The organism is Rhodobacter maritimus, assembly GCF_058747975.1.
This window is the reverse complement of record NZ_CM179095.1, coordinates 1,246,661-1,261,447: the sequence shown is the minus strand read 5'-3', so window position 1 is coordinate 1,261,447 and position 14,787 is coordinate 1,246,661. Positions and strand designations below refer to the sequence as shown.

The following is a 14,787-nucleotide window of genomic DNA, read 5'->3' as shown; positions in this document are numbered from 1 at the left end:
CGATGGGCGAGACCACCGAACCCGCGATGATCGTGCGCAAGGAAGGCCGCGCCGGCCGGCTGACCTTCAACCGCCCCAAGGCGCTGAATGCGCTTGGCCATGACATGGCAATGGCGATCGAAGGCGCGCTGGATGCGTGGCGCGGCGACGAGTCCGTGCAGATCGTGATCATCGACGCCGTGGGCGAGCGCGCCTTCTGTGCCGGCGGCGATATCGCGGCGGTCTATCATGCGGGCCGCGCGGGAGATTTCGCGCTTGGCCGGGATTTCTGGCGCGACGAATACCGCATGAACGCCAAGATCGCGGAATATCCCAAGCCGATCGTCGCCTTCATGCAGGGCTTCGTGATGGGCGGCGGTGTCGGCGTGGGCGGCCATGCCAGCCACCGGATCGTGGGCGACACCACGCAGGTGGCCATGCCCGAAAGTGGCATCGGCCTGATTCCGGACGTGGGCGGCTCGCTTCTGCTGGCGCGCGCGCCGGGCCGGATCGGCGAATATCTGGGCCTGACCGGCGCGCGAATGGGCCCGGGCGACGCGATCCACGCGGGTTTTGCCGATACCTACCTGCCCGAGGCCGAATGGGAGGCGCTCAAGACCCGGCTGATCGAGACCGCCGATCCCGCGCAGATCCCCGCGCGCCCTGCCCCCGAAGGCCGCCTGCCCGTCCTGCGCCACGAGATCGAAGAGATTTTCGGCGCCCCCGATCTGACGGGCGTGGTTGCCGGGCTGAAGGCAAGCAGCACCGCCTTCGCGGCCGAGACGCTGAAGACGATCGCGCGGAACTCTCCTCTGTCGATGGCGGCGACGCTGCGGCTTGTGCGCATGAACCGTGCGGAAGGCAATATCCGCGCGGCCCTGACGAATGAATTCCGGTTCACCTGGCGGGCCTCTGACCAGGGCGATTTTCTGGAAGGCGTGCGCGCCCAGATCATCGACAAGGATCGCAATCCGAACTGGAAGAACACGCTGGCGGATCTGCGCGAAGAGGACGTGGCCGCCATGCTTGCGCCATTGGGGCCGAACGCTGCCATTTGGGAGGAGTAAGACATGAAGATCGGATTCATCGGACTTGGAAACATGGGCGGACCGATGGCCGCCAACCTGGCCAGGGCCGGGCATGAGGTGCGCGGCTTCGACCTTGCCGCCCCCATGCCCGAGGGCGTCACCAAGGCCGCGACCGCCCCCGAGGCGGCGCAAGGAGCCGAGGTGGTCATCACCATGCTGCCCAACGGCGCGATCCTGCGCGCCGTCGCGGCCGAGGTGATCCCGGCCATGGCGCCGGGCGCGGTGCTGTGCGACTGCTCGACGGTCGATGTGGAAAGCGCGCGCGCGGTTGCGGCGGATGCCGGGGCCGCGGGCCTTGGCGCGCTTGATGCGCCGGTTTCGGGCGGCGTGGGCGGCGCAAGCGCGGGCACACTGACCTTCATGGTCGGCGGCGGCGATGACGCCTTCGCCAAGGTCAGGCCGCTGTTCGACATCATGGGCCAGAAGGCGGTGCATTGCGGCGTCGCAGGCGCCGGGCAATCGGCCAAGATCTGCAACAACATGATCCTTGGCGTGACGATGATCGCCACCTGCGAAGCCTTCGCGCTTGCCGACAAGCTGGGGCTGGACCGGCAGAAGATGTTCGACGTGGTCTCGACCTCGTCGGGTTACAGCTGGACGATGAACGCCTATTGCCCGGCGCCGGGCGTGGGGCCGACCTCGCCCGCCGACAATGGCTACAAGCCCGGCTTCGCGTCCGAGCTGATGCTCAAGGATCTGCGGCTGAGCCAGCAGGCCGCCGAAGCCGCCGATGCCGACACGCCCATGGGCGGGCTTGCCACGGCGCTTTATGCCCGCTTTGTCGAGGAAGAGGACGGTAAGGGGCAGGATTTCTCGGCCATGCTGCCGCGCTTCGAGAAGCGCCACCACCAGGGCTGAGGGCTTGCGCACGGCGGGGATCTGTCGGACAAGGCGGCATGATGCACCACGACTGGACCCTTGACGCGCCGATGCTGCGCGGGCTGGAGACCCCTGCCCGCGCAAGGCTTGCGGGCCTTGTCCCGATGGATGTGCCGCAGGGCGCGGTGCTGTTCCGCCCCGGCGACAGCGTGCAGGCCTTCGCCATCGTGATCTCGGGCCGGATCGAGGTGTTCCTGACCGGCCCGACCGGGCGCGAGGTGCTGCTTTACGCCGTCGAACCGGGCCAGAGTTGCGTGCAGACGACGCTCGGGCTGATGGGCGGCGGCCATTACGGCGCCGAGGCGATCGCCGCGGGCGCCGTGCGCCTTGTCATGGTGCCGCGCGCGATGTTTCTGGAGCTGATGGACCGCTCGGCCGGGTTCCGCCACATCGTCTTTGCCGCCTTCGCCGACCGCATGACCGGCATGATCCAGCTTTTGGAGCGGGTGGCCTTCCAGTCCGTCGAATGCCGTCTGGCGGCCCTGCTGATCGAGCGCGCGGCCGGCACCGGCCTGGCCGAGACCACGCATCAGGATCTGGCCACCCGGATCGGCACCGCGCGCGAGGTCGTCTCGCGCCGGCTCGAGGCGCTTGCGCGTGCGGGGCTTGTGCGCACCGAACGCGGGGCGGTGCATATCCTTGACCGGCCCGCGCTGGAACGGCTGGCCGCCTCCGGCACCCCGGCGGCGGTGACCTAGTCACAGACGGTCGCGCCACGCGCCTGTAGGATCTGCGCATCGGGCCATGACTGCCCTGAACGCAACCGAAAACAGGAGCTTGCAATGTTCAAAAGCAATGTCGGCGGCATCGACCGCATCCTTCGCATCGTGGTGGGGCTGGCCCTGATCCTGGGCTTCTTCCTCACCCCCGACGGAGCCTATCGCTGGCTTTACCTGATCGGTATCGTGCCGCTGGCCACCGGGCTGATGGGCAGTTGCCCGCTTTATTCGATCTTCGGGTTCAACACCTGCCCGATGAAGAAATAAGCGGTCGCACCGGCAATCTTTCGCCGGTCACGCGCAGGTGAGTGGAACCACGCGATGCGGCGGGGCATTGTCCCGTCGCAGTTCCGCGAAAGGCCAGATCATGAGACTCATCGCCCTTGCCACGCTTGTCGCCCTTGGCCCGGCCATCGCCTTCGCCGATGGCGGCAAGCACAAGTTCAAACATAACAACGGCAAGAACGCCCGTTACGAGCATCGCGTTCAAGGCTGCCCGCCCGGCCTTGCCAAGAAAAACCCGCCCTGCATTCCGCCCGGACAGGCCAAGAAGATGGCGCGCTATCGCCGGGGCGATCATATCCGCGACGATTACGTTCTGGTGCGCGACCCCTGGGCCTATGGGTTGGACCGGGACGAGACCTATTACCGGGTCGGGGATGACTTCTACCGCGTGAACCGCAAGACCGGCGAAATCCTCGACCTGCTGGGCGCCCTGCACCGCGTCATGAACTAGGCCGGGGCCGCCCGCGTCACTCGGCCGCCACGCGGCGCGGCTTCAGCATCGGCCCAAGATAACGCCCGGTATGGCTGCGCTCGACCTGCGCGACCTTCTCGGGCGTGCCCTCGGCCACGATCCGGCCGCCGCCATCGCCGCCTTCGGGACCGATGTCGATGATCCAGTCGGCGGTCTTGATGACATCGAGGTTGTGCTCGATCACCACGACGGTGTTGCCCTGATCGACAAGGCTGTGCAGCACCTCCAGCAGCTTCTTCACATCCTCGAAATGCAGCCCTGTGGTGGGCTCGTCCAGGATATAGAGCGTGCGGCCCGTCGCCCGGCGCGACAGTTCCTTGGACAGCTTGACGCGCTGCGCCTCGCCGCCCGACAGGGTGGTGGCCTGCTGGCCGACCTTGATGTAGCCCAGCCCCACCTCGACCAGCGCATCCATTTTCTCGCGGATCGCAGGAACCGCCTTGAAGAAAGCTTGCGCATCTTCGACCGTCATCTCAAGAACATCGGCTATGCTTTTGTTCTTGAACCTGATTTCCAGCGTTTCGCGGTTGTAGCGATGGCCCTTGCAGGTCTCGCATTCCACATAGACATCGGGCAGGAAGTGCATCTCGATCTTGATGACGCCATCGCCCTGGCAGGCCTCGCAGCGGCCGCCCTTGACGTTGAAGGAAAACCGGCCCGGCTTGTAGCCGCGCGCCTGCGCTTCGGGCAGGCCCGCGAACCAGTCGCGGATCGGGGTGAAGGCGCCGGTATAGGTGGCCGGGTTCGAGCGCGGCGTGCGCCCGATCGGGCGCTGGTCGATGTCGATCACCTTGTCGAGATGCTCCAGCCCCTTCACCGTATCGCAGGGCGCGGGTGTCTGGCGCGCGCCGTTCAGCCGCATCGAGGCGGTCTTGAACAGCGTCTCGATGGTCAGCGTCGACTTGCCGCCCCCCGACACGCCCGACACGCAGATGAACTTCCCAAGCGGGAAATCCACCGTCACATCCTTCAGGTTGTTGCCCGAAGCCTTTACCACCGTTACCTTTTTCCCGTTCCCCTTGCGCCGTTCGGCCGGCAGCTCGATGGCCCGCGTGCCGGACAGATACTGCCCCGTCAGGCTTGCCGGATCGGCCGCGATCTCATCCGGGGTGCCTTGGGACACGACGCGCCCGCCATGCACACCGGCACCCGGCCCCATATCGAAGACGTAATCGGCATGGCGGATCGCATCCTCGTCATGCTCCACCACCAGGACCGAGTTGCCCTGGTCGCGCAGGTTCTTCAGCGTGCCCAGAAGGCGGTCGTTGTCGCGCTGGTGCAGGCCGATCGAGGGCTCGTCCAGCACATAAAGCACCCCGGTCAGGCCGGAACCGATCTGGCTTGCCAGCCGGATCCGCTGGCTTTCCCCGCCCGAAAGCGTGCCCGCGGCGCGCGAAAGCGTCAGATATTCAAGCCCGACATTCACAAGGAATCCAAGGCGTTCGCGGATTTCCTTAAGGATCGCGCGGGCGATCTCGTTCTTCTGGTTGCTCAGGGTCGCGGGCACGGTTTCGACCCAGGCGAAGGCCTCCTTGATCGACATCTCGACCACCTGGCCGACATGCAGCCCCCCGATCTTTACCGCAAGCGCCTCGGGCTTCAGGCGGTAGCCCGAGCAGGCGCCGCAGGGGCGGTTGTTCTGATACCGCTCCATCTCTTCGCGCGACCAGGCACTGTCGGTCTCGCGGTAGCGGCGCTCCATGTTGGGGATGATGCCCTCGAAGCTGCGGCTGACCTCATAGACGCGGCCACCTTCGTCAAAGCGGAAACGGATCTCCTCCTGCCCCGAGCCATAGAGGAAAAGTTTCTGAACTTCTTCCGGCAAGTCCTTCCAGCGCTTGCGTTTATCGAATCCATAATGCTTCGACAGCGCGTCGATCGTCTGGGTGAAATACGGGCTTTTGGATTTGGCCCAGGGCGCAAGCGCGCCGCCGGCCAGCGTCAACGTCACATCCGGCACGACCAGGCGTTCGTCGAAGAACAGCTCCACCCCCAGCCCGTCGCAGACCGGGCAGGCTCCGAAGGGCGCGTTGAAGGAAAACAGGCGCGGCTCGATCTCGGGGATGGTGAAGCCGGAAACCGGGCAGGCGAATTTCTCGGAGAAGGTCAGCTTCAGCGGCTCCTGCCCGGCTTCGGACTGCTCGCTGCTTGGCGCCTCTTCAAACAGCGTGATCCCGTCGGCTAGGTTCAGCGCGGTGCGCAGGCTGTCGGCCAGCCGCGTCTCAAGCCCCTCGCGCACGACGATCCGGTCGACCACCACGTCGATATTGTGACGGAACTTCTTGTCCAGGACCGGCGGCTCTTCCAGGTCGTGGAACTGGCCGTTGACCTTGACGCGCTGGAAGCCCTGCTTGCGCAGCTCGGCGAATTCCTTGCGGTATTCGCCCTTGCGGTCGCGCACGATGGGGGCCAGCAGATAGCCGCGCGTGCCTTCGGGAAGCGCCATGATGCGGTCCACCATGTCCTGCACCTGCTGCGCCTCGATCGGCAGGCCGGTCGCGGGGCTGTAGGGCGTGCCCGCGCGCGCGAACAGAAGCCGCAGGTAATCGTAGATCTCGGTCACCGTGCCCACGGTCGAACGCGGGTTCTTCGAGGTCGTCTTCTGCTCGATCGAGATCGCGGGGCTGAGGCCCGAGATATGGTCGACATCGGGCTTGCCCATCATGTCGAGGAACTGGCGCGCATAGGCCGACAGGCTTTCGACATAGCGCCGCTGCCCCTCGGCATAGATCGTGTCGAAGGCGAGCGAGGACTTGCCCGAGCCCGACAGCCCGGTGATCACCACGAACTGGTCGCGCGGAATATCCAGATCCACGCCCTTGAGGTTATGCTCGCGCGCGCCGCGCACCTCGATGAATTTCTGCTCGGCCATGCCAGCCCCCGTTTACCCCAGCCCTAGATAGGGCAACGCTTCCGAGTCTCCAACTCGATAATGTGAACGAATGGTGAACTTTTACAAGGCGTGATCCCCGCTGCCATGGCGGATGGCCGCCCATGCCGGCAATTTTTTGCGCCCGCACGGCACCGGATGGCACGTTCGCCATATTAAATTCATTTTCATGAATGTAATTTCGGCACAGCCCTTGATTCTGGCAGGGCATTTGCCAGATCTGCATCATTCGACGCCGCATCCCCCGGAAAGGCCACCGCATGCTGAATTTCCTTCGCTCCTCTGCCCCATCGGGCAATCGCGTCGGGCGCATCGCCCCGCAAGAAGCCGTGCGCATGGCCGAGGCGGGTGAGCTGATCGTGATCGACGTGCGCGACGGGATGGAGCTGCGCGCCAGCGGCAAGGCGGCGGGTGCGCTGCATGTGCCGCTGATGGCGTTCCGGATGAAATGCGACCCGGCCAGCCCAGAATGCCTGCCCGAGCTGAAACAGGGCAAGCCGATTGCGCTTTACTGTGCAAGCGGCGCCCGCAGTGCCGGTGCGGCCCAGATGCTTTTGCAACTGGGCCACGGCACGGTCTACAACCTTGGCGGCCTTTACGACTGGGACGCCGGCGGCGGCAAGATCGAGCGCTAGGCGCGCAACGCCTCAGAAGTGCAGCGCGCGGCCGTAAGCGTCCAGCACCGCCTCGTGCATCATCTCGGACAGCGTCGGATGCGGGAAGACCGTGTTCATCAGGTCTTCCTCGGTCGTCTCGAGCGTGCGGCCCACGACATAGCCCTGGATCAGTTCGGTCACCTCGGCGCCCACCATATGCGCGCCCAGAAGCTCGCCCGTCTTCGCGTCGAACACGGTCTTGACCAGCCCCTCGGATTCGCCAAGCGCGATGGCCTTGCCGTTGCCGATGAAGGGGAAGCGGCCGACCCTGACCTCATGGCCCGCCTCCTTCGCCTTCGCCTCGGTCATGCCGACGCTGGCCACCTGCGGGTGGCAATAGGTGCAGCCGGCGATCGAGCCCGGCTTGATCGGATGCGGGTGGCCGCCCGCGATCAGTTCGGCCACCATCACGCCCTCATGGCTGGCCTTGTGCGCAAGCCAGGGCGCACCCGCGATGTCGCCGATGGCGTAAAGCCCCTCGACCCCGGTGCGGCAGTATTCGTCGGTCACGACATGGGTGCGGTCGATCTTCACGCCAAGCGCCTCGAGGCCCAGATCCTCGACATTGCCGACGATCCCCACGGCCGAGATCACGGTGTCGAAGTCCTGCGTCGTGGTGCCTTTGGCATCCTCAAGATGAGCGGTGACCTTGCCCTGCCCCCGGTCAAGCTTTTTCACCGTGGTCTTTTCAAGGATCTTCATCCCCTGCTTGACGAATTGCTTCTTGGCGAAGGCGCTGATTTCCGCGTCCTCGACCGGCAGGACGCGGTCCATCACCTCGACGACGGTGGTGTCGGCGCCAAGCGTGTTGAAGAAGCTGGCAAATTCGATCCCGATCGCGCCCGAGCCGATCACCAGAAGCTTCTTGGGCATGCGTTTGGGTTGCAGCGCGTGCTTGTAGGTCCAGACCAGATCGCCATCCGCCTCAAGCCCCGGCAGGGTGCGCGCCCGCGCGCCGGTGGCCAGCACGATGGATTTCGCGGTCAGCTCCTCGGTGCCCTTGTCGGTCTTGACCGAGACCTTGCCCCTGGCGGGCAGCGTCGCCGCACCCATGAACACGGTGATCTTGTTCTTCTTCATCAGATGGCCGATGCCGCCCGAAAGCTGCTTGGCCACCCCGCGCGAGCGCGCGACCACGGCGTCAAGGTCATAGCCGATCCCGTCCGCCTTCAAGCCGAATTCCTTCGCGCGGTGCATCAGGTGGAACACCTCGGCCGAGCGCAACAGCGCCTTCGTCGGGATGCAGCCCCAGTTCAGGCAGATGCCCCCCAGATGCTCGCGTTCGACGATGGCCACGTTCAGGCCAAGTTGCGCCCCCCGGATCGCGGCCACATAGCCGCCCGGACCGGCACCGATCACGATCATGTCGAAGCTTTTCGCGGCCATGGTTCCCCCTCAGGTTAAATTAGTTTGGCATTAAACTATTTTTCAGGATGGTTCAATGCCGGGCATTTCCTTCACTGTCGCCGCATAGCCCCCGGCCTCCAGGTAGGCCTGCTCTTCGCCGGTGCTGACGCGCCCAAGCGCCGGATTGCGCCAGGGAAAGCGGCCGAAGCGCGCGATCACCGCTTCATGCGCGCGGGCATGGCGCAGGTTATCGCCGGGCATCCGCTCGGCGAAGAGTGCAACGCCGCGATTCTGCGCCACGAGGTCTTCGGAATGCATGAAGGGCAGATAGAAGAACTGCTGCATCGGCGGCGGGATCGTCAGGTCATGCCCGGCGGCGATCGCCCGCGATGCTTCGGCCAGCGCCTGGTGATCGGTGGCGAAACTGTCCGCGTGGTCGCGGAACATGTTGCGGGGGAACTGGTCGAGGACAAGGATCAGCGCAAGCGCCCCCCGCGCCGTATCGCGCCAGCCGTCCAGCCCGCCTTCGCGCGCGGATTGCCACAGCGGCAGAAATTGCGCCCGGACCCGTTCGTCCAGTTCGGCCGTGCCGGAATACCAGCCCTCCGGCCCGATCTCCTCCCAGAATCGGATGACGTCTTCGGCGGTTGCCATCGCTCCCCCCTCCTCTGCCTTGTCACAGGCTGACAGAGGCGCGCGGCGGGATCAATCCTTGTTGACGGCGGATTCCCCGGCATCGTCATGCGTGACATCCTGCGCGGCCTCCAGCGCGACCTCGACCGCGAAGGGCGTGGCGGCGGGCGAGATGACCGCGAAGGCGCCTGTCTCTTCGGCCGAAAGCGCCGGGCGCCGGGTCATGCGCCAGCCCGCATAGCCCGCCAGCCCCGCGTTGAGCAGCGCGAGATACAGGAAGAAGCCGTTGGTTCCCACCGCCTCCATCAGCCAGCCGGTGACGATGGGCCCGGTGATCGCCCCCACGCCGTTGATGAACAGCAACCCGGCCGAGGCCGCGGCCATGTCTGAATTGTCAAGAAAATCATTGGTATAGGCCAGAAGCAGCGAATAAAGCGGGTTGGCGACGCCGCCGATCAGCGCGGCCATCACCAGCAGCACGGCAAAGGGCGGGTCGGTGACGAAGACCGCCGCCATCGACAGCGCGCCCACCACCCCCAGCCCCAGGATCAGCTTGCGCCGGTCCATCCGGTCCGAGGCCCAGCCGATGGGATATTGCAAGAGCAGCCCCCCCACATAGATCGCCGCCACGAAGGCCGAGATCTCTTTCACGCTCAGCCCCGCCTGCGTGCCCCAGACCGAGGCCATCCCGAACAGCGCCGAAAACACCCCGCCCATCAGGAAGATCCCCACGCAGCCAAGGGGCGAGGCCTGCCACAGCCGCCCGAAGCTCATGCGCTGGATCGTCTCGAAGGCGGGGGCGGGGGCGGCCGACAGCAGAATCGGCGTGAAGGCCAGCGACACCAGCACCGAGGGAATGACGAACAGCAGATAGCCCGACGGATCGCCCGTGTTCATCAGGAGCTGCGCCGCGATGATGCCGATCATCTGCACGATCATGTAGGCCGACAGCGCCTGCCCCCGGTTCTCGTTGGTCGAGGCCGCGTTCAGCCAGCTTTCGGCCGTAATATAGACCCCCGAGAAGGAAAACCCGATCAGCACCCGCATGAAGGTCCAGGCGATCCAGTTCGGCGCGGTTGCATAAAGGATCAGCACCGCAGAGATCAGCGAGCCGAGCGCCGCGAAGACCCGCACATGCCCGACATTGCGGATCAGGTCCGGCACGGTGCGCGAGCCCAGCAGGAACCCCGCGAAATAGGCCGACATGACCAGCGACATCTGGAAGGTCGAGATCCCCTCGATCTGACCCCGGATGCCCAGAAGCGTGCCCTGCATCCCGTTGCCGACCATCAGCAACATGATACCCAGAAGCAGGGGCCAGGAATTGCGCAGAACCGAAAGCATGGGAAAAGCCTTTTGTCGGGTGAACGCCATGTCTGGCATCGGGACGGCGCCGGGTCAGGCGCGATTGCGACCCTCGGGGATCAGAAGCGACGCATCCCCATATGAGAAGAAGCGATAGCCTTTGTCTACAGCATGGGCATAAATCTTCTCGATCCGCGCCTTGCCCATCAGCGCCGAGACCAGCATCAGAAGCGTAGATTTCGGCAGGTGGAAATTGGTCATCAGCGCATCGGTCACGCGGAATCGGTAGCCGGGATAGATGAAGATGTCGGTGGTGCCCGAAAACGGCTGAACCCGGCCCGAGGCGGCGGCGCTTTCGATCAGCCGAAGGGCCGTGGTGCCGACCGGAATCACCCGCCCGCCCGCCGCTTTCGTGGCGTTGATCTCGTCCGCGGCGCGGGCGCTGACCTCGCCCCATTCGGCATGCATGCGATGCGTGGTCACATCCTCGACCTTGACGGGCAGGAAGGTGCCCGCGCCCACATGCAGCGTAACCTCGGTGAACTCCACCCCCCTGGCGGCAAGCGCGTCCAGCAGATCGCGGGTGAAATGCAGGCTGGCCGTCGGGGCGGCCACGGCGCCCGAATGGCGCGCGAAGACGGTCTGGTAATCGTCGCGGTCCTGCGCGTCGGGTGCCCGCAGCGCCGCGATATAGGGCGGCAGGGGCATCGCCCCCGCCTCGGCCAGGGCGGCGTCGAAATCCGGGCCGGTCAGGTTGAAGGCAAGGCGCATCTGCGCATCGCCAATGGCGCGCACCTCGGCCGAAAGCGCGCTGGAAAAGGTGATCGTCTCGCCCTCGCGCAGCTTGCGCAGGGGTTTGGCGAGCGCGCTCCACTCCCCGCCCGGCGCGGGTTCCAGCAGCGTCACCTCGATCTTCGCCACCGCCTCGCCCTGCCCCGTCATGCGCCGGCGCGTGCCCGAAAGGCGTGCGGGGATCACCCTGGTGTTGTTCAGCACAAGCCGATCGCCGGGACGGAAGATCCCGACCAGATCCGCCACATGACGATCCGCGATCCCGTCCCCTTCGGCCAGCAGCAGGCGTGCCGCGCTGCGCGGGCGGGCGGGCCGCGTGGCGATCAGCGCCTCGGGCAGGTGAAAGTCGAAATCCGAAAGCTTCATTGCACGACCTTCGGCGGCGCGCGGCGGAACAGCTCGCGGAACATTCCGGGCGTCAGGATCGACAGCGGGTTGATCGAGACCTGGGGCGCGGCGGCCGTGCCGGTTAGCGTGTAATTGAAGCCGAATACGCCTTCGCCCCGGCGCGTCAGCACCTGGCCGATCCCGTTGATCAGGTAGAATGGCGAAACCACGCCCTGCATGTCGATCGTTCCGTTCGCGGGATAATAATTGCCGGTCAGCGTGACCCCAAGCGAGGCCCCCACCGCCTCGCCCCTTGTGATGCTGACGCCCTGGGGCGTCAAGCGGAAGGCGGCATCGGCCGAACCGAAAGCCAGCCCCTCGCCGTTCAGCTGTTCCAGCAATCCGATCCCCGAGGCCGCCGACAGCATCGAGGCCAGGACCGGGGCGTCGCGCACGCGGATGTCGCGGATCGCGGCGGTGCCCGAATAGCTGCCCGGCCCACCCACCGGGTTCAGCGCCATGTCGAGCGAGCCGCCGCGCGCGCGGGTGAAGATCCCGGCCGAGGCAAGCGCGCCCCCCGCATCGGCAGAGGTGATGCGCACCGCCACGCGCGCGCCCTCGCCGGGGGCGACGGTACCGGCCACCGGGGTTTCGCCATTCACCCGCCCGGTGAACTGGCCGTTGAACCCGCCCCGCGTCGTGAACGATCCGCGAAACCCGGTCAACGCAATCTTGTCGGTGACGTTCAGGCGGTCCAGCGCAACCTCGATGGCGCTGCCGCCGCCCGCGCCGCCGCTGCCGCCCTTGCCGAAATCGGCACGGCCCAGATCGGCCCGGCCCGACGCGACAAAGACCGACGGCGCGCGCCCCGGCCCCTGGCCGCGCAGCTCGGCCGCGCCCTTGAACCAGCTTCCGATCGAAAGCGTGTCGAAGCGCGCAAGCTCCAGCCCGCCGCCCGGACGCAGGCTGATCGCGCCGCCCGCCTCCAGCCCCGGCGCGCTCAGCCGCAGGGTCTCGACCCTGGGCGGCGCGCCAAGCTGTCCCGCCAGTTCCAGCCTGCCCGCGCTGCCCGCCGCCTTGGACCAGCCGATCTCGGGGATGCGCAGGCCCAGCCCCTTGAGATCCGAGCCGAGCGTGAATTTCGTGGCCTCGTCCTTGCGCAGGTCCAGCGTGATCCGGCCGCTGCCCTTGCCCGAAACCGATCCTTTCGGCAGGCCGATGGCAAAGGCGTCCAGCGCCTCGGGCGAAATCTCGACCGTGCCCTCGACGCTGGACTGGCCGCGATGCTCGGGCCCGAAGCGCTGGTTCCAGCTTGCCTCGAACGGCACGCCGGACAGTGCACCCTTGCCCGACAGCACCATCCCCTCCGGGTCTGCCCTCAGCCGCAGCGCATCGGCCGTCAGCACCCGTCCCGGCACGATCTTGTCCGAGCGTACATCACTCAGCCGCGCGTCCACGCTGTATTGCACCTCATTGGGCGGTATCTTGTTTTTCAGAACCAGATTCAGATGCGTTTCGGCACGGGCGCGCCCTTCGGCGATATCGGTGGGCTGGCCGGCCTTGCTTAGAAACTCGAAGGGCGGCTCGTCCAGCAGCGAAAGCGCGGCGGGGATGGTCGAGTCGGTCACCAGCCGCACCGTCGCAGGCGCAGGCTTGATGGTGATGTCGGGCACGATCATCTCGGTATTGCGCACGTCGATGCGCCCGCCCGAGGGGGCGGTGACATGGCCCTGCTCGACCAGAAGGGAATGGGTGGTGTCCAGGATCGTGGCAAAGCCGCGCCCGTCCGACACCGGTGGAAGCGAGCGGATCACCCGCACCTCGGCGCCGCGGAACTCATAGCCGAGCGCAAGGCGCGGATCGGCGCCCGGACTCAGGCGCAGTGCGGCGCGCACGTTGTGCAGCTCTCCGGTGGTGACGTTGTCGGCAAGCCAGGCGCGCGTGCGCGGCACCAGCGCGGGCGGCCAGAGGCCCAGAAGATCGCTTTGCGCGATCTGGTCGACCCCCAGGTCCAGCGCCACCCGCCAGCCCGTCGCATCGGCGCTGACGGTGCCCTCGGCCGACAGGCGGCGATCGTCCTGCACCAGCTGCAACTGCCCCAGGTCGATGCGGAATGGCGCAAGGCCAAGGCGCAGGTCGATCGCGCCCTGTGCGAAACGGGCGGGCCGTTCGAACAGGCCCTCTGGGTCGATCTGAAGATCGGTAATGGCGACCTGCCCCAGAAGCGTGCCCGGCAGCCCCGCCGCCATGTCCCGCAGAAGCGCATGCCCGTTGGCGCGCAGCCGCAGCGCGCGGCTTTCAAAGGCAAGGTCGGTGAAGCTGACGCGCTGCGCGGCCGGGTCATAGGCCAGATAGACCTTGCCGCCATCGAACGGCAGCGGCCGCGCGCCCTCGGCCGGAGAGACCGCGCCCGCGCCGATCTCCAGCATGGCATCCATCCGCCCCACATTCCCCGCCGCGTCGATCCCCGAGCGCAGCGCCCCCGAGATCGGCGCATCCAGCACCCCCAGCCAGGCAAGCGCAGGCGATTGCACCGCCAGATCGCGCGCGCGCATCGCGTTCACCGCCGCCCCGAAGGAGGTCTCGGCCGATCCCTTGAGCGAGGTCGCCGTCAGAACCACGCTTGCCGGCACCTCGGCCTCGGCCCCGACCGACAGCCCCAGCGTGACCGAGATCCGCTCGGCATCCTGCACGATGCTCAGCTTGCCCTCGGACACCTGCCAGACCTGCCCGATCCGGGTATCGTCCAGGCGCAGCGCGATCCCCTCGGCCTCGATCCGTTCCAGCCGCGACAGCGCGGGCAAGGCAAAGACCTGCTCGAACAGATCCACCCCCTGCGCCAGCGTTTCGGGACGCGAGAAGGGTAGCCCGCCCCCGGTCCCAAGATCAAGGTCCAGCGCGCCATCGGGCAGCCGCCGCATCGCCACAGACGCACCAATGATGCGGAAGCTGCGCGGCACGATCTTGCCGCGCAAAAGGGGTTGGGCGAAGAGCGTGCTGCGCAATTCCGGAAGGACCGCCAGCGGGCGCCCGTCGGGCCGCAAAACCACGACACCGTTGAAGCGCACGCGCGGCACGAAACCCTCGTCCACGATGACGGCGGCCCCTTCGGTCAGGCGCACCGACAACCGTCCAGACAGCGCGGCATTCGCCCGTGCCTCGATCCGCGCGATCAGCCAGTCGGGCGCGGAAAGCGGGCGGTGGGTCAGAACCATCACCGCGAACACCGCCGCGACGATCATGACCGGCAGGCTGAGCAGCAGCCACAGCCCAAGCCGCGCACGCCGCAGCCGCCGGTGCGGCGGGCTGCGCCGGGACCGGCCCTGTTCGGCAGGGGGCGGCGGCTGTTGCGCCTCGGGGTCAGGTTCCGTCATCCCACCTCTGAAACAGCCCTTCGCAGGCTTTTGTCCGTCAT

12 protein-coding genes are annotated in these 14,787 nt (G+C 66.7%); 6 read left to right on the top strand and 6 right to left on the bottom strand.

Translation table 11 applies throughout. The annotated features are described in order from the left end of the window. The first annotated feature begins 2 nt into the window (after window positions 1–2). From AC4PTO_RS06320 to AC4PTO_RS06300, 5 genes are all read left to right on the top strand, one after another. Complete coding sequence (locus AC4PTO_RS06320; RefSeq protein WP_492732883.1) at window positions 3–1,046, top strand: enoyl-CoA hydratase/isomerase family protein; 1,044 nt, start codon at window positions 3–5, stop codon at window positions 1,044–1,046. A 3-nt stretch (window positions 1,047–1,049) separates the two neighbouring features. Continuing rightward, the gene (mmsB, locus tag AC4PTO_RS06315; RefSeq protein ID WP_492732882.1) at window positions 1,050–1,925 is read left to right on the top strand and encodes a 3-hydroxyisobutyrate dehydrogenase; all 876 of its coding nucleotides are present in this window, start codon (window positions 1,050–1,052) and stop codon (window positions 1,923–1,925) included. Between the two features lie 38 nt (window positions 1,926–1,963). Beyond that, window positions 1,964–2,644: a Crp/Fnr family transcriptional regulator gene (locus AC4PTO_RS06310; RefSeq protein ID WP_492732881.1), complete on the top strand. Its 681-nt coding sequence runs from the start codon at window positions 1,964–1,966 to the stop codon at window positions 2,642–2,644. Between the two features lie 84 nt (window positions 2,645–2,728). Then, window positions 2,729–2,932, top strand: coding sequence for a YgaP family membrane protein (locus AC4PTO_RS06305; protein ID WP_492732880.1), 204 nt, complete (start codon window positions 2,729–2,731; stop codon window positions 2,930–2,932). A 100-nt stretch (window positions 2,933–3,032) separates the two neighbouring features. Next, window positions 3,033–3,401 carry a hypothetical protein gene (locus AC4PTO_RS06300; protein ID WP_492732879.1) on the top strand — a complete coding sequence of 123 codons (369 nt, stop codon included), beginning with the start codon at window positions 3,033–3,035 and terminating at the stop codon, window positions 3,399–3,401. Window positions 3,402–3,417: 16 nt separating this feature from the next. Here AC4PTO_RS06300 and uvrA read toward each other — a convergent pair whose 3' ends face one another. Next, a complete protein-coding gene (uvrA, locus tag AC4PTO_RS06295) occupies window positions 3,418–6,294 on the bottom strand; it encodes an excinuclease ABC subunit UvrA (protein ID WP_492732878.1) in 2,877 nt (958 codons plus the stop codon). 278 nt (window positions 6,295–6,572) lie between these two features. On the opposite strand from uvrA, the gene AC4PTO_RS06290 reads away from it, so the two are divergent. Beyond that, a complete protein-coding gene (locus AC4PTO_RS06290) occupies window positions 6,573–6,947 on the top strand; it encodes a rhodanese-like domain-containing protein (RefSeq protein WP_492732877.1) in 375 nt (124 codons plus the stop codon). Window positions 6,948–6,959: 12 nt separating this feature from the next. On the opposite strand, the gene lpdA is transcribed toward AC4PTO_RS06290, so the two are convergent. Genes lpdA through AC4PTO_RS06265 form a run of 5 tightly spaced genes read right to left on the bottom strand, consistent with a single transcriptional unit; the run spans window position 6,960 to window position 14,746 of the window. Then, window positions 6,960–8,354, bottom strand: a complete 1,395-nt coding sequence (gene lpdA, locus AC4PTO_RS06285) for a dihydrolipoyl dehydrogenase (RefSeq protein WP_492732876.1) — start codon at window positions 8,352–8,354, stop codon at window positions 6,960–6,962. A gap of 42 nt (window positions 8,355–8,396) precedes the next feature. Further along, window positions 8,397–8,969 (bottom strand): DUF924 family protein, encoded by a 573-nt coding sequence (locus AC4PTO_RS06280; protein WP_492732875.1) that lies wholly within the window; start codon window positions 8,967–8,969, stop codon window positions 8,397–8,399. Window positions 8,970–9,020: 51 nt separating this feature from the next. Beyond that, window positions 9,021–10,292, bottom strand: coding sequence for an MFS transporter (locus tag AC4PTO_RS06275; protein ID WP_492732874.1), 1,272 nt, complete (start codon window positions 10,290–10,292; stop codon window positions 9,021–9,023). 54 nt (window positions 10,293–10,346) lie between these two features. Next, window positions 10,347–11,411: a tRNA preQ1(34) S-adenosylmethionine ribosyltransferase-isomerase QueA gene (gene queA / locus AC4PTO_RS06270; RefSeq protein WP_492732873.1), complete on the bottom strand. Its 1,065-nt coding sequence runs from the start codon at window positions 11,409–11,411 to the stop codon at window positions 10,347–10,349. Beyond that, on the bottom strand, window positions 11,408–14,746 hold the full coding sequence (locus AC4PTO_RS06265) for an AsmA-like C-terminal region-containing protein (protein ID WP_492732872.1): 3,339 nt from the start codon (window positions 14,744–14,746) through the stop codon (window positions 11,408–11,410). Before AC4PTO_RS06265 ends, queA begins: the two co-directional genes overlap by 4 nt. Between the last annotated feature and the right edge of the window lie 41 nt (window positions 14,747–14,787).

What these genes read in the sequence shown, in the direction of transcription:
- mmsB (WP_492732882.1), top strand. Translation starts at nt 1,050, where the DNA reads ATGAAGATCGGATTCATCGGACTTGGAAACATGGGCGGACCGATGGCC.
- AC4PTO_RS06320 (WP_492732883.1), top strand. Translation starts at nt 3, where the DNA reads ATGGGCGAGACCACCGAACCCGCGATGATCGTGCGCAAGGAAGGCCGC.
- AC4PTO_RS06290 (WP_492732877.1), top strand. Translation starts at nt 6,573, where the DNA reads ATGCTGAATTTCCTTCGCTCCTCTGCCCCATCGGGCAATCGCGTCGGG.
- queA (WP_492732873.1), bottom strand. Translation starts at nt 11,411, where the DNA reads ATGAAGCTTTCGGATTTCGACTTTCACCTGCCCGAGGCGCTGATCGCC.
- AC4PTO_RS06280 (WP_492732875.1), bottom strand. Translation starts at nt 8,969, where the DNA reads ATGGCAACCGCCGAAGACGTCATCCGATTCTGGGAGGAGATCGGGCCG.
- lpdA (WP_492732876.1), bottom strand. Translation starts at nt 8,354, where the DNA reads ATGGCCGCGAAAAGCTTCGACATGATCGTGATCGGTGCCGGTCCGGGC.
- AC4PTO_RS06310 (WP_492732881.1), top strand. Translation starts at nt 1,964, where the DNA reads ATGATGCACCACGACTGGACCCTTGACGCGCCGATGCTGCGCGGGCTG.
- AC4PTO_RS06275 (WP_492732874.1), bottom strand. Translation starts at nt 10,292, where the DNA reads ATGCTTTCGGTTCTGCGCAATTCCTGGCCCCTGCTTCTGGGTATCATG.
- AC4PTO_RS06265 (WP_492732872.1), bottom strand. Translation starts at nt 14,746, where the DNA reads ATGACGGAACCTGACCCCGAGGCGCAACAGCCGCCGCCCCCTGCCGAA.
- AC4PTO_RS06300 (WP_492732879.1), top strand. Translation starts at nt 3,033, where the DNA reads ATGAGACTCATCGCCCTTGCCACGCTTGTCGCCCTTGGCCCGGCCATC.
- uvrA (WP_492732878.1), bottom strand. Translation starts at nt 6,294, where the DNA reads ATGGCCGAGCAGAAATTCATCGAGGTGCGCGGCGCGCGCGAGCATAAC.
- AC4PTO_RS06305 (WP_492732880.1), top strand. Translation starts at nt 2,729, where the DNA reads ATGTTCAAAAGCAATGTCGGCGGCATCGACCGCATCCTTCGCATCGTG.